Origin of the sequence: Thioclava sp. F28-4, from assembly GCF_002020045.1 — a bacterium.
GTDB classification, from domain to species: Bacteria; Pseudomonadota; Alphaproteobacteria; order Rhodobacterales; family Rhodobacteraceae; genus Thioclava; species Thioclava sediminum.
Window position 1 is genome coordinate 1,015,197 of sequence record NZ_MPZQ01000001.1, and the last position, 24,926, is coordinate 1,040,122.

The 24,926-nt window shown below is 62.2% G+C and carries 24 protein-coding genes and 1 pseudogene; 16 read left to right on the forward strand and 9 right to left on the reverse strand.

Annotated elements, in window-relative coordinates; genetic code table 11:
- Window positions 1-82: 82 nt before the first annotated feature.
- From BMI87_RS04620 to BMI87_RS04630, 3 genes are all read left to right on the forward strand, one after another.
- Window positions 83-742 (forward strand): response regulator transcription factor, encoded by a 660-nt coding sequence (locus BMI87_RS04620; protein ID WP_078519957.1) that lies wholly within the window; start codon window positions 83-85, stop codon window positions 740-742.
- Complete coding sequence (locus BMI87_RS04625; RefSeq protein WP_078519958.1) at window positions 739-2,079, forward strand: ATP-binding protein; 1,341 nt, start codon at window positions 739-741, stop codon at window positions 2,077-2,079. The genes BMI87_RS04620 and BMI87_RS04625 overlap by 4 nt, the downstream gene beginning before the upstream one ends.
- Before the next feature lie 106 nt (window positions 2,080-2,185).
- Window positions 2,186-3,139, forward strand: a complete 954-nt coding sequence (locus BMI87_RS04630; RefSeq protein WP_078520044.1) for an NAD(P)-dependent alcohol dehydrogenase — start codon at window positions 2,186-2,188, stop codon at window positions 3,137-3,139.
- A gap of 2 nt (window positions 3,140-3,141) precedes the next feature.
- On the opposite strand, the gene BMI87_RS04635 is transcribed toward BMI87_RS04630, so the two are convergent.
- The 3 genes from BMI87_RS04635 to BMI87_RS04645 form a co-directional block, all read right to left on the reverse strand.
- Complete coding sequence (locus tag BMI87_RS04635; protein ID WP_078519959.1) at window positions 3,142-4,089, reverse strand: NAD(P)-dependent alcohol dehydrogenase; 948 nt, start codon at window positions 4,087-4,089, stop codon at window positions 3,142-3,144.
- Window positions 4,086-4,283: a hypothetical protein gene (locus BMI87_RS04640; protein WP_078519960.1), complete on the reverse strand. Its 198-nt coding sequence runs from the start codon at window positions 4,281-4,283 to the stop codon at window positions 4,086-4,088. Before BMI87_RS04640 ends, BMI87_RS04635 begins: the two co-directional genes overlap by 4 nt.
- Before the next feature lie 207 nt (window positions 4,284-4,490).
- Complete coding sequence (locus tag BMI87_RS04645; RefSeq protein WP_078519961.1) at window positions 4,491-4,748, reverse strand: YjhX family toxin; 258 nt, start codon at window positions 4,746-4,748, stop codon at window positions 4,491-4,493.
- 381 nt (window positions 4,749-5,129) lie between these two features.
- On the opposite strand from BMI87_RS04645, the gene BMI87_RS04650 reads away from it, so the two are divergent.
- Window positions 5,130-5,939 carry a zinc-dependent peptidase gene (locus BMI87_RS04650; RefSeq protein WP_078519962.1) on the forward strand — a complete coding sequence of 270 codons (810 nt, stop codon included), beginning with the start codon at window positions 5,130-5,132 and terminating at the stop codon, window positions 5,937-5,939.
- Between the two features lie 132 nt (window positions 5,940-6,071).
- On the opposite strand, the gene BMI87_RS04655 is transcribed toward BMI87_RS04650, so the two are convergent.
- The 4 genes from BMI87_RS04655 to BMI87_RS04670 all read right to left on the reverse strand — a co-directional run bounded on the left by BMI87_RS04655 (window position 6,072) and on the right by BMI87_RS04670 (window position 9,720).
- A complete protein-coding gene (locus tag BMI87_RS04655; RefSeq protein ID WP_078519963.1) occupies window positions 6,072-7,598 on the reverse strand; it encodes a ferredoxin--NADP reductase in 1,527 nt (508 codons plus the stop codon).
- Window positions 7,595-8,341 (reverse strand): FAD:protein FMN transferase, encoded by a 747-nt coding sequence (locus BMI87_RS04660; RefSeq protein WP_078519964.1) that lies wholly within the window; start codon window positions 8,339-8,341, stop codon window positions 7,595-7,597. Before BMI87_RS04660 ends, BMI87_RS04655 begins: the two co-directional genes overlap by 4 nt.
- Before the next feature lie 7 nt (window positions 8,342-8,348).
- Entirely contained in the window at window positions 8,349-8,759 is a 411-nt protein-coding gene (locus BMI87_RS04665) for an FMN-binding protein (RefSeq protein ID WP_158522096.1), read from the reverse strand.
- Window positions 8,760-9,246: 487 nt separating this feature from the next.
- Entirely contained in the window at window positions 9,247-9,720 is a 474-nt protein-coding gene (locus BMI87_RS04670) for an autoinducer binding domain-containing protein (RefSeq protein ID WP_168175159.1), read from the reverse strand.
- A 293-nt stretch (window positions 9,721-10,013) separates the two neighbouring features.
- Here BMI87_RS04670 and BMI87_RS04675 point away from each other — a divergent pair, with 293 nt between their 5' ends.
- The 9 genes from BMI87_RS04675 (at window position 10,014) to BMI87_RS04715 (ending at window position 20,446) form a co-directional block, all read left to right on the forward strand.
- Entirely contained in the window at window positions 10,014-11,054 is a 1,041-nt protein-coding gene (locus BMI87_RS04675; protein WP_210402452.1) for an alpha/beta hydrolase, read from the forward strand.
- 57 nt (window positions 11,055-11,111) lie between these two features.
- The gene (locus BMI87_RS04680) at window positions 11,112-12,026 is read left to right on the forward strand and encodes an AraC family transcriptional regulator (RefSeq protein WP_146681500.1); all 915 of its coding nucleotides are present in this window, start codon (window positions 11,112-11,114) and stop codon (window positions 12,024-12,026) included.
- 252 nt (window positions 12,027-12,278) lie between these two features.
- The gene (locus BMI87_RS04685) at window positions 12,279-13,283 is read left to right on the forward strand and encodes an AraC family transcriptional regulator (protein WP_078519967.1); all 1,005 of its coding nucleotides are present in this window, start codon (window positions 12,279-12,281) and stop codon (window positions 13,281-13,283) included.
- Between the two features lie 108 nt (window positions 13,284-13,391).
- Entirely contained in the window at window positions 13,392-14,219 is an 828-nt protein-coding gene (locus tag BMI87_RS04690; protein ID WP_078519968.1) for an NAD(P)H-binding protein, read from the forward strand.
- A gap of 25 nt (window positions 14,220-14,244) precedes the next feature.
- Window positions 14,245-14,673 carry a DUF4345 domain-containing protein gene (locus tag BMI87_RS04695; protein WP_078519969.1) on the forward strand — a complete coding sequence of 143 codons (429 nt, stop codon included), beginning with the start codon at window positions 14,245-14,247 and terminating at the stop codon, window positions 14,671-14,673.
- 154 nt (window positions 14,674-14,827) lie between these two features.
- Window positions 14,828-15,325, forward strand: coding sequence for a DUF1772 domain-containing protein (locus BMI87_RS04700; protein WP_078519970.1), 498 nt, complete (start codon window positions 14,828-14,830; stop codon window positions 15,323-15,325).
- Window positions 15,326-15,384: 59 nt separating this feature from the next.
- Window positions 15,385-15,849 carry a GNAT family N-acetyltransferase gene (locus BMI87_RS04705; RefSeq protein ID WP_078519971.1) on the forward strand — a complete coding sequence of 155 codons (465 nt, stop codon included), beginning with the start codon at window positions 15,385-15,387 and terminating at the stop codon, window positions 15,847-15,849.
- A 128-nt stretch (window positions 15,850-15,977) separates the two neighbouring features.
- Window positions 15,978-16,862: a DMT family transporter gene (locus tag BMI87_RS04710; protein ID WP_078519972.1), complete on the forward strand. Its 885-nt coding sequence runs from the start codon at window positions 15,978-15,980 to the stop codon at window positions 16,860-16,862.
- Window positions 16,863-17,236: 374 nt separating this feature from the next.
- On the forward strand, window positions 17,237-20,446 hold the full coding sequence (locus BMI87_RS04715; RefSeq protein ID WP_168175160.1) for an autotransporter domain-containing protein: 3,210 nt from the start codon (window positions 17,237-17,239) through the stop codon (window positions 20,444-20,446).
- 181 nt (window positions 20,447-20,627) lie between these two features.
- Here the strand turns inward: BMI87_RS04715 and BMI87_RS04720 are convergent, their stop codons facing one another.
- The gene (locus BMI87_RS04720; protein ID WP_078519974.1) at window positions 20,628-21,182 is read right to left on the reverse strand and encodes a response regulator; all 555 of its coding nucleotides are present in this window, start codon (window positions 21,180-21,182) and stop codon (window positions 20,628-20,630) included.
- A 395-nt stretch (window positions 21,183-21,577) separates the two neighbouring features.
- Window positions 21,578-22,051, reverse strand: a complete 474-nt coding sequence (locus BMI87_RS04725; protein ID WP_078519975.1) for an autoinducer binding domain-containing protein — start codon at window positions 22,049-22,051, stop codon at window positions 21,578-21,580.
- A gap of 182 nt (window positions 22,052-22,233) precedes the next feature.
- Between BMI87_RS04725 and BMI87_RS23000 the strand changes: the two are divergent.
- From BMI87_RS23000 to BMI87_RS04735, 3 genes and pseudogenes are all read left to right on the forward strand, one after another.
- A pseudogene (locus BMI87_RS23000) lies at window positions 22,234-22,426 on the forward strand (hypothetical protein); the annotation flags it as partial.
- Window positions 22,427-22,632: 206 nt separating this feature from the next.
- Entirely contained in the window at window positions 22,633-24,048 is a 1,416-nt protein-coding gene (locus BMI87_RS04730) for a site-specific integrase (RefSeq protein WP_078519976.1), read from the forward strand.
- Window positions 24,049-24,399: 351 nt separating this feature from the next.
- Window positions 24,400-24,926: SLC13 family permease (locus BMI87_RS04735; protein ID WP_210402453.1), on the forward strand; the 527-nt coding region annotated here is incomplete at its 3' end.

Sequence of the window (24,926 nt, forward strand, 5' to 3'; positions counted from 1 at the left end):
CTGAAGCCGCATCGCGCCCAACGTCAGCTTGGTGTCAGCCGGGCAGGTAAAGACTGGGCAACGGATAAGAGATGGGACCAACATGCGCATCCTGCTGATCGAGGACGACACTATTCTGGGCACCGCGGTGCGCGATCAGATCGCGAGCGATGGCCACTCGGTGGACTGGGTCACGCGTCTCGACGAGGCGGGCGCGTCGGTCCGCAGCACCGGCTATGATCTTGTCCTGCTCGATCTCATGCTTCCCGATGGCCGCGGCATCGGCTTTCTGAAGTCGCTGCGCAGCCGGGGCGATGTGACCCCTGTGATCATCATGACAGCGCTCGATCAGGTCTCGGACCGGATCGAGGGGCTGAACGCGGGCGCCGACGACTATCTGGTGAAGCCCTTCGACCTCGCCGAACTCTCTGCCCGCATCGGGTCGGTCGCGCGGCGCTACAGCGGCAATCCGAACCCCATCGTGAGCCATGCCGGGCTCGAGATCGACCTCGCCGCGCGCAGCATCCTGCGCGACGGCAAGCCCGTGCAGCTGACGGCGCGCGAATGGGCCCTGTTCGAGGCGTTCCTCTCCCGTCCCGGCCAATTGCTGTCCAAAGCCCAGCTCGAAGAGAAGCTCTACGCCTTCGATGCGGAGGTGGAGAGCAACACGATCGAGGTCCATGTCAGCCGCCTGCGCAAGAAACTCGGTGCCCATGTGATCGAGACCGAACGCGGCCTCGGGTACAGGCTGGGCAAGGCATGAGATTGCCGCGAAGCCTTCAGGCCCGTCTGGGGCTTTCGCTCGGGGTCGTTCTGGCGCTGATGTGGATTGCTGCGGCGACCGTCACCGCGCTGATCGTGCGCAAGGAGATGAGCGAGGTCTTCGACTCCACGCTTCAGGAAACGGCGCAGAGGATCCTGCCCCTCGCGGTCATGGACATCGTGAACCGCGACGGCAACAACACGACACAGCGCCTTGCAAGGCTGCGTAACCACGAGGAATTCTTCACCTATATCGTGCGGGACGCGGAGGGGCACATTCTTCTGCAGTCCCATGCGGCCGATCCGTCCGTCTTCCCCGCCTATGACGGCCGGGGATTCAGCCAGACGGCCACCCACCGGCTCTATAGCGATGCCGCCCTTCAGGACACGATCCGGATCACCGTCGCGGAACCGCTCGCGCATCGTGCGAAGGTCGCGCGAGAGGTGGAGCTTGGCCTTGGTCTGCCTCTGCTGATCGTGATCCCGCTCGCCTTTGCGGCGGTCGTGCTGGCGGTGCGGACCAATCTCGGGCCGATGCGGCGGTTCCGCACCAGTCTAGAGGCGCGCAACGCCCGCGATCTCACCCCCATTCCGACCGACGATCTGCAGACCGAAATTTCTCCGGTCGCCGCCACGCTCAACAATCTTCTCGGGCGGTTGCGCGAAGGGTTCGAGGCCGAGCGAAGCTTCGCCTCCAACGCCGCGCATGAATTGCGCACGCCCCTTGCGGGCGCCATCGCGCAGACACAGCGGCTGAGCGCGGAAACCACCGACCCGGTCGCGAAGACACGCGCCACCGATATCGAGGCGACGCTGAAAAGGCTCACGCGGCTCTCGGAACGTCTGCTGCAACTCGCCCGCGCGGAAGGCGGGCCTTTGCGGCTGGAGCGCAGCTCGGACCTGCGCGTCGCCGCCCGCTTGATCGTCGAAGACCTCGCGCGCGGCTTCGATCCCGGGCGTATCGCTCTGGAGCTGCCGGAGACGCCTGTCATCTCGGATCTCGATCCCGACGCTTTCGGTATCCTGTGCCGAAACCTGATCGAGAACGCGCTGAAGCATGGGGCGCAGGACGAACCGGTCACGGTGCGCCTGACTGCGAAAGGCGTTTTCACCGTTACGAATGCCGGACCGGTCATTCCGCAGGAGACGCTCGCGCGCCTGACCGCGCGGTTCGAGCGCGCCGGCAGCACGAATGACGGCAGCGGATTGGGCCTCGCCATCGTCGCCGTCATCGCGGAGCGGATCGGAAGCCCGCTCTCGCTGACATCGCCGCCGAGCGGTCGCGACTCCGGCCTCGAGGTCAGCTTGCAGCTGCCGCTGAGTGCGGCGACGTCCTGAAGAGCCGCGCGCCGAAATCCGTCACGTTCCGAAACCCGTCTTGTTCAGCGTCACTTGCCGGACCTCGTTCGGCTGATAGTCTGGAAAAATGACCGAAGCGGAAACGATGACTGCAGTGCTTTGCGACCGCTATGGGGCGCCTGACACGCTTTGGCTGGACGAGGTCCCCATCCCGGCGCCCGCACCGGGTGAAATCCGGGTGCGCGTGCATGCCGGAACCGTGAGCCGGACCGACACGGCCACGCTGCGCGGCCATCCCTTCTTCGCGCGGGCGATGACGGGGCTCTTGCGGCCGAAGATGCCCACGCTCGGGATGGATTTCGCCGGCGTGGTCGAGGCCCTGGGCGATGGCGTGAGCGCATTCCGGCCCGGGGAGCGGGTCTTCGGCCTGTCGCCCGAGCGGTTCGGCGCCCATGCCCAATATCTCTGCCTGCCCGCCGATGGACCGCTGGCGCGGATCCCGGGCGATCTCGCCTTCGACGAGGCAGTGGTGGGCGAAGGCGCCTGGTATGCCGACGCGACCACCAGCCTCCTGTCCGAGAGCGCCCGCTGCCTGATCTACGGTGCCTCCGGCGCCATCGGCTCGGCGGCGGTTCAACTTGCCAAGGTGCGCGGAGCGCATGTCACGGCGGTCGTCGGAACCCGTCACCTCGAATTGGCCCAGAGCCTGGGGGCCGACAGGGTGGTGAATTACGAGACCGAGGATTTCACCGCGATCGGCGAGCGCTTCGACCTCGTCATGGACGCGGTGGGCAAGACCTCGTGGCGCGCCTGCCGCCCGCTACTGACACCCGAAGGCATATTTACGGCGACCGATCTGGGCCCCGGCTGGTCGCACCTGTTCCTCTCCGGCTGGTGCGCGCTTACCGGCAGCAAGCGCGTGCGGCTCCCCTTTCCCGAGAATGCCCCCGGCTTCGTGCGACGCCTCGCCGGGCTGATGGCCGAGGGGCGCTTCCGGGGCGTCTTCGACCGGCGCTATCGGCTGGATGAGATCGTCGAGGCCTTCCGCTATGTCGAGACCGGGCAGAAGACCGGGATCGTGAGGATCGACATCCCCTAGGATCAGGATGGGCGGATCACGATCTTGCCCCTGACCTCGCCATGACCGGTGCGCGCCAGTGCCTCCGGCAGCTCGACCAGCGGCAGCTCCGCCTCGAGATGCGGCGCGATCCGCCCCGCCTCTGCCAGCGCCGCCACGCGTGCGGTCAGTTCGCGCCCCGAGGGCACCATCAGCATTCCGATCGATTTGCGCCGCCACCGGTAGATCGCCCCACCGAGCAGGAGCGACAAGAGCACGCGCACCTCGCCGCCGACCGCCCGGTAGATGCCGCCCGGCGCGAGCGCCTTCGCGATACGGCGTGGCCCGCGCGTCGCCACCATGTCGAGGATGCGATCCCAGGTGGCCCCGGTCTCGGCGAAGTCCTGCGCGCGATAGTCGATCACCTCGTCGGCACCGAGCGCGCGCAGCCAGTCGACCTTGCCGCCATTGTCGACAGCGCTCACGAAGGCCCCCGCCTGCTTCGCCAGTTGCAGCGCCATCGTGCCCGAACCGCCCCCGGCCCCGTTGATCAGCAGCCTGTCCCCTGCCGTGACATTTTCGGTTCCGGCGACGGCGATGCCGCCCGCCTGTGGCAGACAGGCGGCGACCGCGTCGGACAGGCTCTCGGGCACCTTCACCATCAGTTCAGAGGGCACGCAGACATATTCGGCGAAGCCGCCTCGGGTCATGACGACGTCCCCCATGACCCGGTCGCCGATCGCGAAGCCGGGGGTGTCGGGACCGAGCTTGTCGACGATCCCCACGACATCCGAGCCCAGCACCGGTTGCTTCGGCCGCCAATACCCGCCGACCATTCGCGCGTAGAACGGCGCACCCGTGAGATATTCCCAATCCGACAGGTTCACCGCGCAGGCACTTACCCGGAGCCGAAGCTGGCCCTTGCCCGGCTCGGGCACCGGCAGGTCCGCAAGCCGCAGCTGCTCGGCCCCGCCGTAGCGGTGATAGGTCATGGCTTTCGTTTGCCGGGTCCGGGGGGATCGGTGAACACACGGACCAGCATCGTGCCGATGATCCAGACCCCCAAGGTCCAGACGATGGTGGCGCCGGGGCTCAGGTAGCCGCCGACAAATCCGGCAATCGCGATCACCACGCCGATTGCGCCGACCAGTCCGACCAGTTCTTTTCTCTTCTGTCGCAAGCCCATCGGTCTCTCCCCCTCTTCATGCAAATCCTAGTCGATTCGCGCGCGACGCCCAAAGATCACGGCACCCAAGCCGAACGGCCCGACAAGCCCGACCGACAATCAGCCGAGCCAGTCGCCGATGCGCCCGTAGAGCGCCCTGATCCCTTTCATGGGCACGTCGACCGCCATAGGGGATTGAAGTTCGCATGATCATGCTCCTCCGGTTTGTCATCGTTGATTGAGCTGTGCGCGCACGGCTTTGATGCCTTGCCGCGATACGCGATAAGGCTGGCCGTTCTGCGAGCGGATGAAGCGCCGTTTTCTCAGGCGCATAAACACGTCGAGCGTGCAGTCCGAAAGGACGTAACCGTCGCGCGTGTAACAGGTGATGGCGCGTATCTTGCCGCCCTCGCCTCTTTCATGGTGGATTGCTCCGCCAAGGGCGAGTTCATGCAAAACACGCTGTTCGTGCTTTGAGATATTCAAGGGATTGGTCTCGATTTTATGAGAGTGCAGAAACAGAGGCACTCAGCGTTGCGCGTGAGTGTTCTTTTGGTTCTGGCGTTCCCGTATCACTTGATCGGGAACGGGCTTATGCCCGGGGCTCTTGCATAAAATCTCCATCGCATGAGGTCTCTGCCTCATACCTGTTGGACAGTTAGGCACGGTCGCCAAGCACAACAAGTCCGCTGCGACATCTCTGCCGGATTAAAGCAGTGGCGTTTCAGAAAAGCGGGCGTCCACTGCCCGTCGCGAAAGCTCTGGCGCCCAGCGTCCTGATGAAGAGACGCAACGAGAGCGCCGGTTGCATTGTTCTCAGCGACTATCTACGCCATCAGATACACCAGCCCAGATTGGACAGCGGTAATGCCGATATTCTTGATCCTCATGGTCATTGTCGCAGGCGCCTTTGGAGCGTTCGTCTGGCTCAAGCGGCACAAGCGAGCCCAACTGCTGACGACCGCGCTGCCGGAGCGTCAGCGTCGCATCGTGAAGCAGCAGGTTCCGCTGATCCGAAGACTGCCGGGCGACCTGCAAGCGCGGCTCGACGGCAAGATCAGCCTGTTTCTGGATCAGGTCGAATTCCTTGGCTGCAATGGCTTGGAAGTGACCGAGGAAATGCGGCTCTCCATCGCCGCCCAAGCCTGTCTTCTCGTCGTGAATTCAGACAGCTGGTACGATCACCTTCGCACCATCCTGATCTATCCCGGGGCCTTCAAGTCCAGACAAGCTCAGCGCAGCGGCTATGTTCTGACGGAACGCGAAACCATCCGGACCGGGGAGAGCTGGGCGCGCGGCCCGGTCGTTCTGTCTTGGAAGCACACCCGGTGGGGCGCCTCCAACGATCATGACGGCCACAACGTCGTCCTGCATGAGTTCGCCCACCAACTCGACGATCTTTCAGGTCACACGGACGGCATTCCGGTGCTGAGCAAAGAGCAGAGCTTCGCGGGCTGGGCAATGCCATTCGCCGAGGCCTACGAGCGTCATGTTCAGCACGTCAGACACGGGCGGCACACCGTGATCGACGCCTATGGCGCCGAGGGGCCGGAGGAGTTCTTCGCGGTTCTGGTCGAGGCCTTCTTCGAGCGACCGGCAGAGCTGAAACACGCCGAACCTGCGGTCTATGAACAGCTGTCGATACTCTTCCAGCTTGAGCCATCGACATGGGGCTGATGGACCGGGGCGCAGGCTCGTCCCCGTGACCTTCCGGCCTGCACCAGAAGATCCGGCATCCGCCGGCTCATCCCGCTCTCATCGAGGGTTTCAAGACCGCGCGGCATACACTCCAGAACGAGGCCGCCGCCGTCACAGCCCGGCAAAGGCGTCGGTGTGAATCCATCTGCGACGGACCCCACATTTACGCAGCATCTTCAGAAACCCGGAAACCATGGTGCTCGCACCGGAAACATAGACGCGCCGTTCGTCCAGATCGGGAACGCATTCGCGCAAGTTCGTCTCGTCCATCCGGCCCTGCACCAGCGTCACATCGTCATATATGGCGGAGCCGGGTTCTCCGGACACCGCGTAGACCACCTTCATCCCCAACTCGTTGCGCGCGCGCGTCAGCAGCTCTCGATAGGCGATCTCGTCGGCTGACCTGTTCGCATAGACCAGAACGATATCGCGTTTCTCACCGCGTTCGAGGAGGTCGGCGATCATGCTGCGAAACGGGGTAATGCCGATCCCGCCTGCGATGAACAGAAGCTTCTTCTCGCGCTGCCGTGGCAGGACGAATGTGCCCGCGATTTGCGAGCCGTAAATCGTGTCGCCTTCCTGCATCCGCAAAAGCCCCCGCTTGAACGCGCTGCCATGAGGGTTGAACTTGACGCCAACCCGCACGGCCGAGGCCCCGGGCGCGGAGGCGATGGTGAAGGGCCGGCGGTTGCCGCGCTTGTCCGACCCCGACAGCCCCAGCGTCCAATCGAGATACTGACCCGCCCGGAATTTCAGGGCGCGATCCGACTGAAAGACGAATTCGTAGCAATTCGCGGCGATCTCTTCGACACCGACCAGCTTCATCTTGAACCGACCCTTGGGGCTGGCGGCCCATGCGTAGATATTCGCCACGAGGAAGGCCATTTCGGGGGAGAAGTACATCGTCCCGATATGGATATTCGAGGAAGACAGAACCCCGACAATGGCGGCGTAGACATGCCGCGACCAGCGACCATGCGCAGCCGTCAGCGGCTCTGTCAGCATCGCGAAACCCGCGAAGAACAGCGGCGAGTAGAGGAGCGTCTGTTGCAGCGCCATTCCCATCATGTCCGGCGGCGTCGTCAGCAGAACGGCGGCAAGGTTGGACAGGATGTAGACCGCGATCATGCCAAGGCGTTCGATCTTGTAGGCGACGAGCAGCCCTCCGAGGATCACCAGAGGCAACAGCTGCGGCGTGCCCCCGACCCACCACAAGGCCGGGGTGTTGAGCGCTAGCCCCGCGACGACCGCACCGATCGCCACCGGGTTGAAGATATGCTTATGCCCGATCGTCAGGATGAATTTCGACGCGATTGCGGCGACCGATGCGAGCACGATCGCAGCCAGTGTCATCGGATCGGCGAAATCCGCCGGCGGCATGATGAGCGCGAGGATCAAGGCCGTGATATGAACGGATTCCGCGTTCGTCGGCAGCTTCAGAAAAAAGCTGAAAAGCCGGTTTGTCACCCAGGCGCTCGCGACAGACAGCACGAGCGACACGACAAGCCCGACAGGGTCGAGGAAGGCCGCACCCATCATGCCGACCGCGATCCCGCCCAGAAACAGGATCCCGAGGTAATAGACCATCAATCGATACATCGTGACGCCATTCAGCGAACGCCTGATCAGTTTCATCATGAGAAGACAAACTCCTTGAAACCGGTCGTTTGCACGGCCGTTCCATCCTGGTGGATTTGGTAGGCTTCGACGCCATCGAGGGTTTCGATGTAGTAGATGCCCTTGTCGCCCATCGCGAAGGCCGCCGTGGCGTGTAGGTCCGCGACGAGAACGTCATGCCCGATCACGGTGATGCTGACGGGGCCTTCGATGCGGCTGGTTCGGTCATGCGGGTCATAGATATGATCGCCACGGACATAGTTGCCCGACGTCGCCACGCCCTGCCCCCTTGGCGCGATCGCCTTGACGATCTGGCGCGGATCGAAGGGATTGCGAATACCGATCGACCACTCGCGGTCGCGCGCATCGCGCCCGCCGACTTGAATGTCTCCGCCCGCATCGATGCAGAAATTCCCGAACCCGTCTCTCTCGAGCAGTCGGGCCGCGCCGAGGATCGCCCATCCTTTCACGACACCGGAGGGATCGATGGTTCCATCCTCGCACCTAATGTCGAAATACCCGTCCGTGATCTCTTGCATGTCATGCGCGATCTTCAGGACGTCGCGCATCTGGGAACTGAGTGCGGGCTCATCGATCTCGCCCGAATTGAAGCGCGAAACTTCGCTGTCAGGGCGGAAGGGGCTGAAGCGTTTATCCGCGTCATTGAAGACGTCGAACACCCTTTCGTGAATGTCTGCGCCCTCGGAATTCGGGATGTCGAGCGTGATCGGCATTCCCATGATGATCCGCGTCTCGACGGTCATGGCCGGACTATTTCAGCGATTTCAGCAGCGCATCATTTGCCGAATTCAGGAACGCCTGGCTGGTGAGCGTTGCGCCGGAAATGTAAGAGACGTTGGTATTCTGCGCCATGACGATCTCGCGCTCGAGCATCGGCAGCGCCTTGCTGTTGATATAGCGGCTCGTCCTGCGATCCGTCGGCGATCTCAGGATGTCGATGGAGGCGATTTTCCCATTTTTCACATGGGCTTGCACCTGCACATAGCCGTAATACTGGCGGACCGGAGACCCGGTCCAAGTGCCATCCTGAAATTGAGCGTTCGCGGGGATTTGGCGAGGCTGCGAAAAGCTCGAGAAAAAGCCTGCCGATGCCGCGGTCGAACTGAGCAGCACAGCGAGAACGGTGCCTGAGAGTGCGCTAGTAAACTTCCTGCTCGTCATTGGGGACCTCCTGATATTCCTTGCGGGCTCCCGGCCCGGTGACTTCGATTTGACGGTCGCTCGCCTGCCCCCAGACCACTTATAAAGATACGTGTTCCGCATCGACATTGAAGTCGCGCCCGTTCCCCTTTGCGTGAAGCAATTGCGAGCGAAGGGAGCGGCCCTGTCGAGAACGCAGTCGCGCCCGACCCCATTTCCGGTTGAGGTATCGCTTTCCCTTCGCGGATCTTTCACCCTGCCAGCACTTGCGCGCCGTCAGCCTCACCGCCGCCGGAGCAGCAACCTGAGGGGGAACGCAGTCTCTGCGAGGATCGTCAGCCGATATGCCGGGGTGAAAGCCGACGAGAGGTCGGGCACGGAAGCTATTGGCAACGCGCGGACGGTTCGCACGCTGCCCCGCCCAGACCGAGACGAGAACGATAGCCGCGCCGGGCTCGAGACGGGCGACGCGCCCCGACCGTAGTGCGCCCGGCCTTCAAACGACCAGCTACGCTGGCACGATAATTTGACGCACTTTCTCAAGCTCCTCCTCGGACATGTCCAGCGCATCGCGGGTCACATCGTGAAGCTCCTGCATCAATGTTTGAGCCTGCTCGATCTCCTCCTGCGTGATCGGACGAGACGCATGGGCAAAGAAACCGAGCGAGCGATCCAACTCCCCAAGCGCAATGACTTTTCCGAAGCGCAATCCGAAACGCGCGGCGGCGCCGAACACGTCACTCTGGTCACCGTCGGCGAGATCTTCCCAGTCACAAATGCCCTGATTGGAGATCGCCCAGCGGACGGTCGGATCCACAAAAACGAGCTCTTTTTCAGTGTAGTAATCGACCCACTCTTTTGGGTAGGTGAGATAGCTAAGGGTCGGACTAGCAAAGCGAACATGCAGGCCCAACGCGAATGTCCAATCGCAGACCCGGTTCAGACGTTGCAATAGGTCCTCGATCTTACGCAGATTATCCATGTCTCGCCTCCTGACCACATCTTGCAACTCTTCGCCGATGCTTTTGGCGTATTTAGGGCAGTTTCTTGAAAACTTCGATTTGTAAATTCGGGAAACGAGCTGAGACCGATGAAACCCGTGCTGTGCCTGAGGACTCTGGACCATTCGCAGCGGGAGTTTTCGGGTCGAGAGTGCCTTGGGCAGAAAGCGCGATAGCGCCGTTCCGATGGGATCGGCATCCTGAAACGACACCTCGCAACCAGAGAGGCGAAAGAAAGTGCGTTTTCGGAGGATCAGGCAAGAATACCCCCGGAATGATATACCTGTCTCCGGCCTTCGGGACTTATTTCGAGTGCAACGCCGCCAAGCAGATTGGCGCGTCGATCTCGAAAGGACACATGATGGAACTCACGCAAGACTGGGACAAAACCTTCCCGAAAAGCGACAAGGTCGACCACAGCAAGGTCACCTTCACCAACCGCTACGGCATCACGCTGGCGGGCGATCTCTACGCTCCCAAGGGCGACGGCCCCTTCGCCGCAATCGCGATCAGTGGCCCGTTCGGCGCCGTGAAAGAGCAATCCTCCGGCTTCCACGCGCAGACGCTCGCCGAGCGTGGCTTCGTGACCCTGGCATTCGACCCGTCCTTCACCGGGGAAAGCGGCGGCAGCCCGCGCAATGTCGCCTCGCCCGACATCAACACCGAGGATTTCAGCGCCGCCGTCGACTATCTCGGTCTGCTGGAGTCGGTCGATCGCGAGCGCATCGGCATCCTCGGGATTTGCGGCTTCGGCGGTATGGGCCTGAACGCAGCCGCGGTGGACAAGCGGGTCAAGGCCGTGGCGGTCACCACGATGTATGACATCAGCCGGATGATGGCCAAAGGCTACTTCGACAGCAACACGCCCGAGCAGCGCGCGGAAACTCTCGAGGCGCTCGGTCAGCAGCGCTGGGTCGACGCGGAAAACGGCGCTCCGGCCTATGGCCCGGTCTCGCTCGAACTTCAGGGCGGCGAGCCGCAATTCGTCGTGGAATACGCCGGCTACTACAAGTCCGAAGAGCGCGGCTTCCACCCCCGGTCGGTCAACTCGAACGCGTCCTGGACGCTGACGACGCCCCTGTCGTTCATGAACATGCCGCTCCTGACCTATATCGACGAGATTTCGCCGCGTCCGAGCCTGTTCGTTCACGGCGACAAGGCGCATTCGCTCTATTTTAGCGAGACGGCTTACGCCGCCGCGGCCGAACCGAAAGAGCTGTTCATCGTCGAAGATGCGAACCACACCGATCTCTACGATCAGGTCGACAAGATCCCCTTCGACAAATTCACCAGCTTCTTCACCGAGAACCTGTGATAAAATGCTCGGAGCCGCCTGCGGGCGGCTCCGAGCTGCAGACGGGGCATGATGCCGATGAATGAGCAGACCATCCGATATGGACACTCGCACGACGCCCTCGCCGCGATGATCGCGAAATGGGCCGAGGGTTCGGAAGATGTCTCGACCCCTCTCCCCGATCTGAGCTTCTTCCGGCGCACGCGCCCGACCGAGCCGGATGTCTGCCTGGTCGAACCCGCGCTTCTGGTCGTGGCGCAAGGGGCCAAACAGATGTTCGTGGGCGGCGCACCGCATCGATACGACCCGTCCGGCTTTCTGATCACTTCGCTGGAAATCCCCGGGCAGACGCAGATCATCGAGGCGAGCGAAGAACGGCCCTGCCTCGGGCTGGTCCTGAAGCTCGATCAGCGGATGCTGGCCGAGATGGTCGCGCGCAACGTGACGCCACCGCCCTCTCACGCAAAGGAGCGCAGCAGTGTCGCGGTGGGCACCATGACCTCTGACCTTCTCGCCCCGCTGGAGCGGCTCGTGGCGCTTCTGGACGACCCCGAGGCCCTCCCCGTTCTTGCGCCACTGATCCGGCAGGAAATCCACTTCCGGCTCCTGCGCAGCGATCAGGGCGACCGTCTGTGGTCCTTCGTCGCCGCCGGCAGCCCGAACCAACGCATTCTCGCCCTGCTCAACTGGATGAAGCTCAACTATGCCGAGCCCCTCCGGGTGGACGACCTTGCGGCCCGCGCGCAGATGAGCAGTTCGACCTTTCACCAGCATTTCCGCGAGCTCACCACGATGAGCCCGCTCAAATACCAGAAATGGCTCCGTCTGAACGAGGCGCGCCAATTGATGCTCAACGACCATCTCGATGCAGCCAGCGCGGCCTTCCAGGTTGGCTATGAAAGCCCCTCGCAGTTCAGCCGGGAATACTCCCGGCTGTTCGGAAATCCTCCCAAGAAGGACATCGACCAGCTGCGGCTCGATGTAGCGATATAAGACGCTCACATCTCTCCAAGGTGGGTCGTCTTACGCTGCATGAATTCGAGCCTCAAAGCCAAAGGCGAGAATGTGGGCTCAGGCGAAGCCGCATCGCGACATCAGCTTCAGCAACGAAGGTCCGGATTGGGCCGGGACCTTGCACGCTCTTGTTGGATGGAAGGGCCGGCGAAAAGAGGCCACCCTGCCCGCCGCGCGCTCGGGGCCAACGTGAGCTTGGCGGCTCACCACGCGCACCGTAGGATACGGGGCATGGGGTATGTGACGTCTCTCTTCGCACGCAAGATCGTTGCCGCAGCGGGCGGTGGCGTTGACGCTGCCGCGATGCTGGGCAGCGTCGGGATTGCTCCTGACGATCCCTGGAACGCCGGGCGGATGGTTTCCGCCGAGCGTTACTACGACATGCTCGAGAAAATCGCCGATCAGATCGACGTGACGGATCTTCCGCTGCGCACGGGCGCCTCGATGCGGCTTGATGAATACGGTGCGCTTGGACTGGCCTTCAAGGCCGCAACGACGCTCGGGGCGTCCTACGCGCGGGTCGAACGCTATGCGCGCCTCTGGACCAGCGTCGTCGAATACGAGCTGCGGCCGGAGGCCGGGGGCACCCTCTTCATCCTGCACCGTGAAGGCGAGCGGCGCCTCGGGATGCGGCTGTCGAACGAGGCGACCCTTGCGAGCGCCGTGTCCATCGCAAGGCAGGTCTCACCAGTGCCCCTCGCGCCCGTGGAAGTGCTTGTCCGGCATCCCGCCCCGCGCTCGATTACCGCACACGAGGACTGGTTCGGCTGTCCGGTGCGCTTCGGGGCCGATCTCGACGCGATCCTCTATGACAACGAGACGCTGGCCCGGCCCAATATTCTCGGCGACGAGGGTATTTCGAAATATCTAACAAAGCATCTCGACGCGGAAATGGCCGAGATCACGCAAGAGCCCGCGCTCGTCTTGCAGGCGAAAACCGCAATTGCCCAAGCCCTCAGCGAGGGCGCACCCAAAATGTCCGAGATCGCTGGTAGTCTCGGGCTGAGTGCGCGGTCGTTTCACCGGCGCCTCTCCGAGCACGGGGTGAACTTTCAGAGGCTCACCGAAGAAACCCGCCGCGACCTCGCCGAGGGGCTGTTGCGCGACGAGAGCCATTCCCTGGCTGAAATCGCGTTCCTCACCGGGTTCTCCGAGCAGAGCGCCTTTACCCGCGCGTTCAAGCGCTGGGTCGGCACGACGCCGGCGAGCTACCGCAAGGATATGACCCACCGCTGACGGGCGCGTTGGCGACGGCGGTCAAAAGGATGGCCTCACCGGTCAAGACCGCGCTGCCTCCCTGCGCATATCCCTTGGTTATCGAAACCGAAGCCAGGGAGACAGCCCATGCAAGACCGGGAGATTCTCGTCATCGGCGCCACCGGCAAGACCGGCCGCCGTGTCGCCAACCGCCTCGAAGCGCGGGGCCTTCCCGTGCGCCGCGGCTCGCGCAGCTCTGCAACGCCCTTCGACTGGGACGCGCCGGAGACCTGGGCGCCAGCCCTGCGCGGAGCGCGCGCAGCCTACGTCACCTACTTTCCTGACCTTGCTTTCCCCGGAGCGGTGGAAAAGCTCGAGTCCCTCTGTGAGACGGCCCGCGACGTTGGCGTCGAACACCTCGCGTTGCTCTCCGGTCGCGGCGAACACCACGCCCGGCTGGGCGAAGAGGTGGTGCGCAAGTCCGGCATCGACTTCACGATCGTCCGGGCCGCCTGGTTCGCGCAGAACTTCTCCGAGGGCTACCTTCGCGACCCGGTCCTCTCCGGCGTTCTTCCGATGCCCGGCGGCAATGTCGCCGAGCCCATCATCGACATCGACGACATTGCCGAAGTCGTCGTCGCCGCGCTGACCGAAGACGGCCATAAGGGCGAACTCGACGAGGTGACGGGACCGCGGCTGATGACATTTGCCGACATGGCGGGCGAGCTTTCGCGGGCCACCGGGCGCGAGATCCGGCACATCCCGTTCAGCTTCGAGGCATTCCACGAGGCCGTCGCGCAGGCTGGCGGCACCTTCGTCGCCGACGTCTTCACGGCCATCGCGCGCGAAACGCTGGACGGGCGCAACGCCCACACCGCGGACGGCGTTATGCGCGCGCTCGGCCGTGCGCCCCGCGACTTTGCAGATTTCGCCCGGGCCGCCGCCCGAACCGGCGCCTGGACAAGCGCTGCCTGATACCGCCCCACGAAAGGAAAATGACATGAGCCCCACCCTGTTCGAGAAGATCGCGCTCGGCCTCTCCGGCCTCACCGCGTTCACCATCGGCGCGTCCATCCTGTTCGTGCCGCACGCCTTCTACGCCAGCTACGGCATCACGTTGGGCGACGACGCCAACCTGCTGAGCGAACTGCGCGCGCCCGGCGCCGGGCTCGCGGGGTTCGGTCTTCTGATGCTGCTCGGCATCTGGCGGCAGGCAGCCCTGCCCATCGCGATCGCGGCGGCCCTGACGGTCTTCATCGCCTTTCCGGTCGGACGGCTGGTCGGGCTGGTCGCGGACGGGATGCCCTCGGGCAACGTGATCGGTGCCCTCGTCGTGGAACTGATCCTCGCCGCGCTCTGCCTCGCCGCGTTCCGCCGCCGCCTTTGGCAGCGGGCACCCGGCCTCTCGGCGGCGCAGCCCGCGCGCTGAACCTGCCGCGGCGGTGGGGCCCTTCCGGGCGTGATCGATATGACCGGGAAAGTCTGCCGTGCAGGGCATCCAAAAGGCTGATTTTCATCGCTCGCTGCCACATTCACAGCGCCGCCGGCACCTCCAACCGAACGCTCCAAAAGGAGACACCCCGATGATACAACAACTCTTCGAAATCAGCCTCGTCGCCGCAACGCTTGCCACAGGCCTCGTCGCAGGTGTGTTTCTCTCCTTCTCCGATTTCGTGATGCGCGCGCTTGGACGGGCCGAACCCGCAGCCGGGATCGAAGCGATGCAGATGATAAACCGTGAGGTCTATCGGTCGCTATTCGCCACGCTCCTGCTCGGGCTGGCCTTCGTCTCGATCCTGCTCGCCGTCGTCGGGATATTCCTTACGGGGCCTGACGTGGCGCTCTGGCTCGCCGCTGCCGCCGGGTTCTACATCGTCGGTGTCGTGGCGGTCACCGCCCGCAAGAACGTGCCAATGAATCAGCGCCTTGACCGCATGGAGCACCGAAGCCCCGACGCACATGCCTATTGGGCCAGTTACACGCGCGACTGGACCCGCTGGAACCATCTGCGCTGGGTGGCCGCACTGGCCGCCTCGATCAGCTACCTCGGCGCGACCGTCACGGTGGCCGGACAGGTGTGACAGGGTTCGGGTGGGGACGGTCGCGCTCGGATCTGCCGCGCTTGAAGGAGGGCAAGACCATGATCGATACACCGCTGACCATTCGCCCGGCTCGCGAGACCGATCTGTTCGAGATCGTCGAAATGCTCGCTGACGATCCGCTGGGGGCCACGCGCGAGGATTTGCGCGACCCGCTGCCAAAGGCCTACCACGCGGCCTTTTCCGCAATCGAAAGCGACCCCAATCAGCTGCTGGTCGTTGCCGAGCGCAAGGGAGCGGTCGGCGGAACATTGCAGCTCAGCTTCCTGCCCGGCCTCGCCAGACAGGGCGCCTGGCGCGGACAGATCGAGGCGGTGCGGATCGCGCGCGATTATCGGGGCGGCAAGCTTGGGGAAGCGATGTTTGCCCGGGCGATCAGCGAATGCCGGGCGCGCGGGTGTTCGCTGGTTCAGCTCACCACGGACAAGGCCCGTCCGGACGCGCATCGCTTCTATGACCGTCTCGGATTTGAACCGACCCATGTCGGATACAAGCTGAAGCTCTGAGAAAGGGGCGACTAATCTCGCAGGCGAACTCCAAAGAACCATGTCGCGCTTTCCGCGCTCCCTCCGACAGTGTAGGTCTGGCTCGTTTGACCCCTCCTCGTAGGGCTGGTCCAATCAGGGAGGCAACGATGAGCTCTGCGGTTTCCAACGCGCCGAGACCTTACACGCAGGGCATCTTCCTGATGTGCGTGGGCGTGGCCTGTCTGAGCGCCAATGACGCCTTCGCGAAAGCACTGACCGCCGGCTATTCCCCCCTGCAGATCCTATTCCTGCGCAACGTGATCGCCCTGCCGGCCACCATCGTGATCGCGCTGCTCTTCGGTGGCCCCAAAGCCTTGCGGTCGCACCGGCCGCTTGCGCATTTGCTGCGCGGTGCGCTCTGGGTTGGGGCCGCAATGATGTTCTTCACCAGCTTCATCCATCTCGGTCTGGCAGAGGCGACCGCGCTTATCTTCGTCGCCCCCTTCTTCATCACCGTGATTTCAGCCTCTTTCCTCGGGGAAGAGGTCGGTTGGCGGCGCTGGCTCGCCGTGCTGGTCGGGTTTCTCGGGGTTCTCGTGATCATCCGCCCGGGCGGCGCGACGTTTCAGCTGGTGTCGCTGCTGCCAGTCGCGACGGCACTTGTCTATGCCCTGCTGATGCTCAGCGCCCGTTGGGTGGACAGCCGCGAGAGCGTGTGGACTTTGCTTGTCTACCTGACGGGCGCAGGCGCGCTGCTGAGTGCGCTGATCGTGCCATTCGTCTGGGTGCCGGTGCGGTCCGAGGATCTCTGGCTTTTCGCGGGGCTCGCGATATTCGGCACCGCCGGGATGACGATGATCACGCAGGCCTTCCGTTTCGCGCCTGCGGTCGTCGTGGCGCCTCTGGACTACACCGGTTTGCTCTGGGCGACGCTCTTTGGCTGGCTCATCTGGCGTGAGAGCCCCGATGCGATAACGGTCGTGGGCGCGGCGATCATCATCGCGAGCGGCGTTTTCACGATCTTCCGCGAGCATAAACAGGCCAGCGACTGAAGCGAGTTTTGTCACCGAGAAAGAGGATATCGGGCCATCCGGGCTAACCGCAGCGAAACCCTGCGATCCGACCGGGAAGATACCGCCTTGGCGAGAAATGCCCGTATCACGTATCGGTGATAATAACGTTAGTGATTTGACAGCCACGAACTTATCCACCTGATTGAAAACAGGGATGAGACGCACGTTACGTCAACGCGCCGAAAATCAATAAATTCAGGCCTGTGGGGGCCAAACGGGGACAATTTCAAATGGAAGCTTTCAACAAGCTTGCGCGCCTGTTCGCGCGTCTTGTCGCATGTCGTGAACCTGCCGCTACGGCAACCTCCAAATCCACTCAGAGCGACAATCCAGCCAGCCGCTTGGACCAAAAAATGCGCACGGGGCTGCGCGCCCTCGGGATCGCAACGGCGTTGATCTTCTTCGGGCAGGCCGCCGCCGCCGTCACCTTCGTGGGCACGCCGACCGCATCTCCGACGACCTTCTCCGGCGCGGGCCAGACCATCGATCTGAGCGTCACCTTCAACACGGACTCTTACGCCTACAATTCCGCTTCGATCACCTTTCAGGCGTTTCCCGCCGGCTCGGTTCAGACAATTTGCCCGGCAGGCACGAACCAGACGAACGCAACGGTCACCTGCACGGCGCGCTATGTAACGACGTCGAGCGACACGTCGAATTTGGAGATCATCCCGATCGTCACGGTCAATGGGCTCGATACGGCAACCTATAACGGCGGCATTATCACCGTGGCCTACACCGGCTCGGGGCCCGCAGCCCCGGTGGCCGGCGCGGTCTCGAAGACGGTTGCCTATGGCAGCAGCGCCAACAGCATCCCCCTCGACTTTTCCGGCGGCGGCACCCCGACATCGGTTGCGGTGACCTCGCAGCCATCCCACGGGACGACCAGTGTCAGCGGCACCTCGATCAGCTACACGCCCACCGCCGGCTATGCCGGGGCGGACAGTTTTTCCTATACCGGCACCAATTCCACCGGAACTTCGAACGCGGCGACCGCCTCGATCACCGTGAGCAATCCCACCCTGAGCATCGCCGCCAGCGGGTCGTTAAGCGCAACCGTCGGACAGAGCTACAGCCAGACCTTCACCTTCTCGGGTGGCACGGCCCCCTATATCGGCTATTCGATCCTCGGCATCCCCGCTGGTCTTAGCGTCACAGCCTTCAACAGCACATCCATCACGATTTCCGGCACACCCACGGTCAGCGGCACTTTCCAGTTAACTGTCGCAGGCACCGATTCCAGCACCGGGAACGGGCCCTTCAAGGTGACGAAGTCCTTCACCCTGACGATCGCCTCAGCGACGATAGGCATTGCCTCGCCAGCCTCTCTTACCAATGCGACGGTGGGGAGCCCCTATAGTCAGGTGGTCAAGGCCGGTGGCGGCATCGCACCCTACACGTTTACAGTTCAATCGGGCTCCCTACCTGCAGGGGTGAACCTCACGACCTCCGGTACCCTCAAGGGCACACCGACTGCGGGCGGCACTTTCTCCTTCACAGTGAAGGCAACCGATAGCAGCACCGGCACAGGGTCGCCGGCGAGCGCCACGAAAACCTACACGCTGACCGTAAACCAACCGACGATCTCCGTAGCGCCGACGACCTTGCCCGATGCGGCGCAGAATACGGCATACAGCCAGACGATCACCGCGAGTGGCGGCACGGGCTCTTATTCCTATTCCGTCTCCGGCACCTTGCCCACTGGCATGACCCTCTCGTCAGGCGGCGTGCTTTCCGGAACGCCGACGGGCTATGGAAGCTTCAATTTCTCCGTCACCGCCACTGACAGCTCGACCGGGACGGGGCCCTATACCGGAACGCAAAACTACGCGTTCAACGTGACGGCCGCCTCGCCGGTGATCTCCACCACGAGCCTGCCCGGCGCAATGGTCGGCACGCCATACAATCAGACGATCACGGCTACGAGCGGCAACGCGCCTTACACGTTCTCGATCGCCTCGGGCACCCTTCCGTCCAATATCAGCCTGAGCAGTGGTGGTGTCCTGAGCGGAACGCCGACAACCGCCGGGTCCTATGATTTCACGGTGCAGGTGAAGGATGGCGCGGGGAATACCGATCAGCAAAGCTACGCGGGCTTTACCGTCTCGAAAGCCGCGACCGGAGTATCGCTGACCCTTTCGTCGAGCAGCGCGCTGCAAGGCGTTCCGGTCACGATGACGGCGAGTGTGACGAGCGGTGCCTCGCCGACCGGCAACATCATCTTCCGCGACGGTGGCACCGCGATTGCGACGGTCGCGCTATCCGGCTCGACGGCGAGCTATACCACGCGCACGCTCTCGACGGGTTCGCATTCGATCACCGCGGATTACTCCGGGGATGCCGCCAATGCGCCCGCGAGCTCGGCGGCACAGTCCTTGGCCGTCAACGGCCGCCCTGCCCCTGAGCTCGATCCGACCGTGAGAAGCATGATCGTCTCGCAGGTTTCGACATCGCACCGCTTCGCGCAAACCCAGATCGACAACACCCATCGGCGTCTCGACACGCTTCATGGCATGCTGCGCTCGGGCGGAAGCCGCACCGGTTGGGGAACGACATCCCAAGCCTTTGCGGGGACAGGCGGTGCGCCGGAGGCGTCGGCAGCCCAAGGGGCGACCACGCCGAGCACGAACTACCTGCTCGATCCGGCCGCCACCAATTCGGAGACCTCCTCGGAGCCGGAGCAGGTCATCGATCTCGTTTCCCGCGCTTTGCAGCCCGCTCAGAACGGCTCTGATCTGCCCTACCGTATCTGGGCGACAGGCACGCTCGATTTCGGCAGGGATCAGGTCGATGGCGGCTATACCAACAAGCTCTCGACGCAGGGGATCACGCTCGGGGTCGACCGGGTCTTCGGCAGCGACATGGCCGCGGGGGCCGCGCTTGGGTTCGGGTATAACCGGACGACCTTCGGGCCGGATGGAAGCAAGTCGCGCTCGCGGGCGAAAACCGTCTCGCTCTACGCCACATGGCAGATGAAGCCCGATCTCTTCCTCGATGCGACAGGCGGTTATGGCAAGCTGGACTTCCGGGAACACCGTTACTCGACCGACGGCGGCGTGATGCTTTCGGGCGAGCGCGGCGGCCATATGCTCTTCGGCTCGCTCGGCCTATCGCAACTCGGGCAATTGGGACGATGGAGCACGTCGAGCTATGGCCGCCTCGACGTGGTGAAACTGTCGCTGGACAGCTACTCGGAAACCGGCTCGTCGGTTTGGGCGCTAGACTACGGAAAGCTCGAAAACACGACAGCTTCGAGCGTCATCGGGATCACGGCCGAATATGACATGCGTCGCGACTGGGGCACCCTGACACCCGGCGCCCAGCTGGAATACCGGCATGCGTTCAACGGTGGCTTCACGCAAACGCTCGGTTACGCCGATCTCGGAACGATGGATTACTCCTTCGCCGGGGACATGCAATCGCAAGATGCCATGACCCTCGGGCTGTCGCTGCGCGGCACGGTCGATCAGAACATGGACTTCGAGCTGGGCTATCAGTTCACCTCGGACCTCGCCTCCGCACATAGCCAACAAGTGAGAGCGTCGATGCATATCTCGTTCTGACATCGCAACGCAGGTCGCGCGAAGCGAGAAAAGGCGCTGAGCCGTCGCGTCCCGGAAGAACAATGACCATCGGCCGACTCTGACGTCCGCCCATGGTTATTGGGCTCCAAACTCGGCGAAACCTCTCGGATCAACTGAAGATATCGCGGGCAGAGGCAGCCGCGCGGTTCCACAGTCCTGCCTAGACCCCGTGGACATACTGCGTGATCCGAGGATGAAGGCGTGACAGGAAAAACGCATTGTTCTGACGGGCGGCTATGACCGCTTTTTCAAGCCGAACCTGAGAGACGGGTGCCTTGAGGGTTGCATCGCAGGCTTGCATTCGCTCGCAGGTGAGGTCATCCGCCCGCATTTCGCTGGAGACCAGTATCACTGGGAGTGAGGGACATGCACGCCTCACGCGCATGCAGTAGTCGATCGTGTCTTCGATCTCCCCCAGGTAATCACCATCGACCATCAGGATGTCGATCTCTTCAGTGTGAAGCGCGAGCCACGCGCCTGGCAGTGCCCCTTCCGAAGAAGAAAGCAGCCTTGCGCCCTCATGTTCGCAGATTTGGGCGAGTTCATCTCTGATTGCACCGGGTTCACCACAGTAGACGATGCAGCGCTTCGGGAGAAGGCGCCCAGCCACGCAACGCGAGTTCCTGTTCGCTGAGACGCTGTCGCTTTGACCTCGGGGAGAGGCATCAGGAAATCTCGCCTCTTCAGCGATGCTTTTGGAAAACTTCCAGGCCATTTTAATATCCTAAGAAAAATTCGAAAATCGATGAGAAGCATAAATCTGCTCCCTCACCCTAAAATTAACACAACCTTAAGGCGAAATTTAGACACGCAGTCATCTCGCTCGATATCTGTGCGAATTTCATGTGAAGGCAGCGACATCGGCCGTGCCGTCTCGAGAAGATGTATCGTCCGATGCTTTCTGGGACAGAGCAGCATTTTCAAAGGAGGCCGCGCAGGAGAACGAGGCTTGCAAGCGTTGGCACCATGCGCCCTCTCGCACCTCGTCGACGACAAGCTTTCTATGGTTCGGCGAAAATCCCGTCACGGCCACCGAGATTAGCTTTGGCGGGTCCGTGAGAAAGGGGACGGCTTGGGAGTTCTGGGGCCCAGCCCCGCAGCAACTGCGCTTTACGACCTCACAGGAATCTCGCGCAATGCCTCGAGCTCCTCTTCGGACATGTCCAGCGCATCGCGGGTCAGATCGTGAAGCTCTTGCATCAGCGTTTGAGCCTGCTCGATCTCCTCCTGCGTAATCGGACGCGAGGGATGGGCAAAGAAACCGAAAGAGCGGTCCAGATCTCCGAGCGCAATGACTTTTCCGAAGCGTAATCCGAAGCGCGAGGCGGCGCCGAATACGTCACTCGCGTCACCGTCGGAAATATCCGCCCAATCACAAATGCCCTGATTGGAGATCGCCCATCGGACAGCCGGGTCTACAAAAACAAGCTGTTTTTCGGTGTAGTAATCCACCCACTCTTTTGGGTAGGTGAGATAGCTAAGGGTCGGATTGGCCAAGCGAATATGCAAGCCTAACGCAAACGTCCAATCGGAGACGTGATCCAGACGCTTCAAGCGATCCTCGATTACGCGCAGCTCATCCAATTTTCGCCTCCTGTCCCCATCGGATAACTCTCGTCGCTACTTGTGGCCCATTTATGGCAGCTTTCCCAGAGTCCAAGATCTGTATATCCGGAATAGAGGACCTGAGGCGTCCCCCTGATCGATAAGACGGCCAACGCCGCGATCGACGCTCTCGTGGTCAAAAGCGCTGCGACGTCTGCGGTCATACCCGAAGCCTGATTGCGGCTTGGAATGACGACTACAACCACCACCGCAACCATAGGAGCCTCGACGGGGCTAACCCCGTAGAAGTATCATCTACGGTCGAAAGACGGCCATACGCTGAACAGAGCCAACCTGTGTGTGCGGGCTCGATGGGGAGCAGGTCATTTGGATAAGTCGGCATTCGTCGAGTAGCCACAGCAGGGGCTTCGTTGTGTTTACGGCCCATTTACTTTCAACTTGTTAGCGTGCCCACACCTGCAGTTGATAGGAGAATGCAATGAAAGACCCGGCCCAAGCTGATACGGCAGAAACCCTTCTACTCGACTATGTCGAGCGATATGGCTTAACGGACAGGGCACGAAGATACTTCCTCAATCTTGGCCAGGAGGAAGCATCCGATGGATCACGCGCCGAAGCTCGACACCCTCAAGACGATAAAAGCTCTACCTGAAAGAGCGCATCCCTATTGGAACATTCTCGAGTATTGCCGTCACGTTGGGCTCGAGAAGAAGCCAGCTAAGCCCCTTCATTGGGTCGCTCGGATCCGCAAGAAGGATGGCCGCTATAAGCAGCAGCGGCTCGGACCCGCAGTTTCGGAAAACTCACAGGGCCTTTCCTATGAGGAAGCCATCACGCTCGCGCGTGTCTGGTTCGCCGAGCAGGAATTGCGGGGCATCGCCTCCGCGAGCTATCCGGTGGGAACCACACAGCATCTGCGATATTCGAAGAGTGACACTGGTTTCACTGTGGGCGACGCCCTGATCGACTATGTGGAATGGAAGCGCATTGCTGCCACGAAGACGACCTTTGAGACGCTTGTCGCACTGATCAACTTCCATATTCTACCGCGCCTCGGATCAGTTCTGCTCGATGACCTCACCGGAAAGACCATCACCAATTTCTGTCGTGCCGTCCTTGAGACGCCACCCAAGCGCGGGAAACAGGCGCTCCAGGTAAGGGTAAAGATTGAGAGCCTCGACCCCGATGCGTTGCGCCGCAGGAAAGCAACACTGAATACACTGCTGGGGATAGTGCGAATAGCGACTCAGATGGCCTGGGAGAACGGGCATACCAACTCGGAACGGTCTTGGCGCTGCATCCACCGCGTCCCGAATTTGGAAGTGCCTCGCCAGATCTTCCTTACCCGCGCACAGTGTCGCGAGCTGATCGCCGCATGCCGCCCGGATCTCGCGGACTTGGTGCGCGCGGCCCTTTATACGGGCTGTCGCGTGTCCGAGCTTTCAGCGCTTCGCGTGTGCGATGTCGGCAAAGACATCTTTGGTATTTACGTCTCCTCCCCCAAGGGCTGGCGACCACGCTATGTGTATCTGCCCGAGGAAGGGATGCGCTTTTTCTTGGCCAAATGCGCCGGGAAAGCAGACGATGACATCGTCTTTCGCACTGGCGCAGGCCAGATCTGGAAAACCCGTCACAAGCATCTCTTCAAAGCAGCTGTCGAGAAGGCCGGGCTGCCGCATGCATTCGTGTTCCACGGATTGCGACACACCTATGCCAGTCAGCTTGTGCAGGCCGGCGCGCCGCTTGCCATCGTCGCGCGTCAACTCGGCCACGCGAACACGGAGACGGTGAGCCGGACTTACGGCCATCTGTCTTGCGAAAGCATCGAGCGTGAACTCGCTCTACGATTTGCCGCGTTGGAAGATCAGCCTCGCGAATATGACGTGCGAATGCGCTCTTTGAGGAAATCTTTGCAAGCCCTGCCCCCCGTGATCCCCGCCTCTTCGTGGCCGCGGAGCAATTTCGCACTGTGCCGAGGTGACGAACTTCAGTTTGTCAGCCGCAGAGGAGCCTGAAGCATTCGCGGTCTTAGTGCGGAGAACGCTTGCTAAAACACTCAGCCGCCCTTTCCTGGAAAACGTGACACATGTCTTAAAGCCTGTCTAAGATCACAGCTCGGACCGAATTTAGCATGGGGAACGACACCCGAAACCCGCCGCGACCAGTTATTATACTTACTCGAAAGTTCTGTTCGCGAGAGTGAGCAGAACTGCGTTCTATTTCAGCAATTGGGCATCAATCCCGCATGGTCGCTGCGCCGAGGACCGAATGCGCGGCAAACGCTGTGTCGCGATTGCACTAAAGACGTGAATGACCCCGTGTATCTTGGACGCCTTCTTCGCTAATTTTGAGGCAAGGAGGCCATGATGACAGCGCCACAAATCACCTTGTTCGCGATTCTCGGCGGAACCCTTTCGTTGTTCTTGTGGGGGAGGTTTCGCCACGACCTGGTTGCCTTGGCCTCGCTGATGGCCTGCGTCTTGACCGGATTGGTTCCGGCGGATGCGGCGTTTGCGGGGTTTGGTCATCCCGCCGTGATTACGGTGGCCTGCGTGCTCATACTAAGTCAGGGTTTACAGAATACCGGGGCGGTAGACTGGCTGGCGGGGGCAATTCTACCCTCCGAGGCGAAGCGTCTGACCAGCATGACGGCGCTCGTAGCTCTTTCGGCTGTTCTTTCTGGCTTCATGAACAACGTCGGAGCGCTGGCGCTTCTCATGCCGATCGCGATCCGGCTCGCAGGGCGGCTGGACCTGACACCTGGGCAGATGCTGATGCCCCTGGCCTTTGGCACGATCCTCGGCGGCATGACCACACTGGTCGGCACACCGCCTAACCTGATCGTCTCGGGCTTTCGCGCCGAAGCCGGATTGGGGCAGTTCGGTATGTTCGA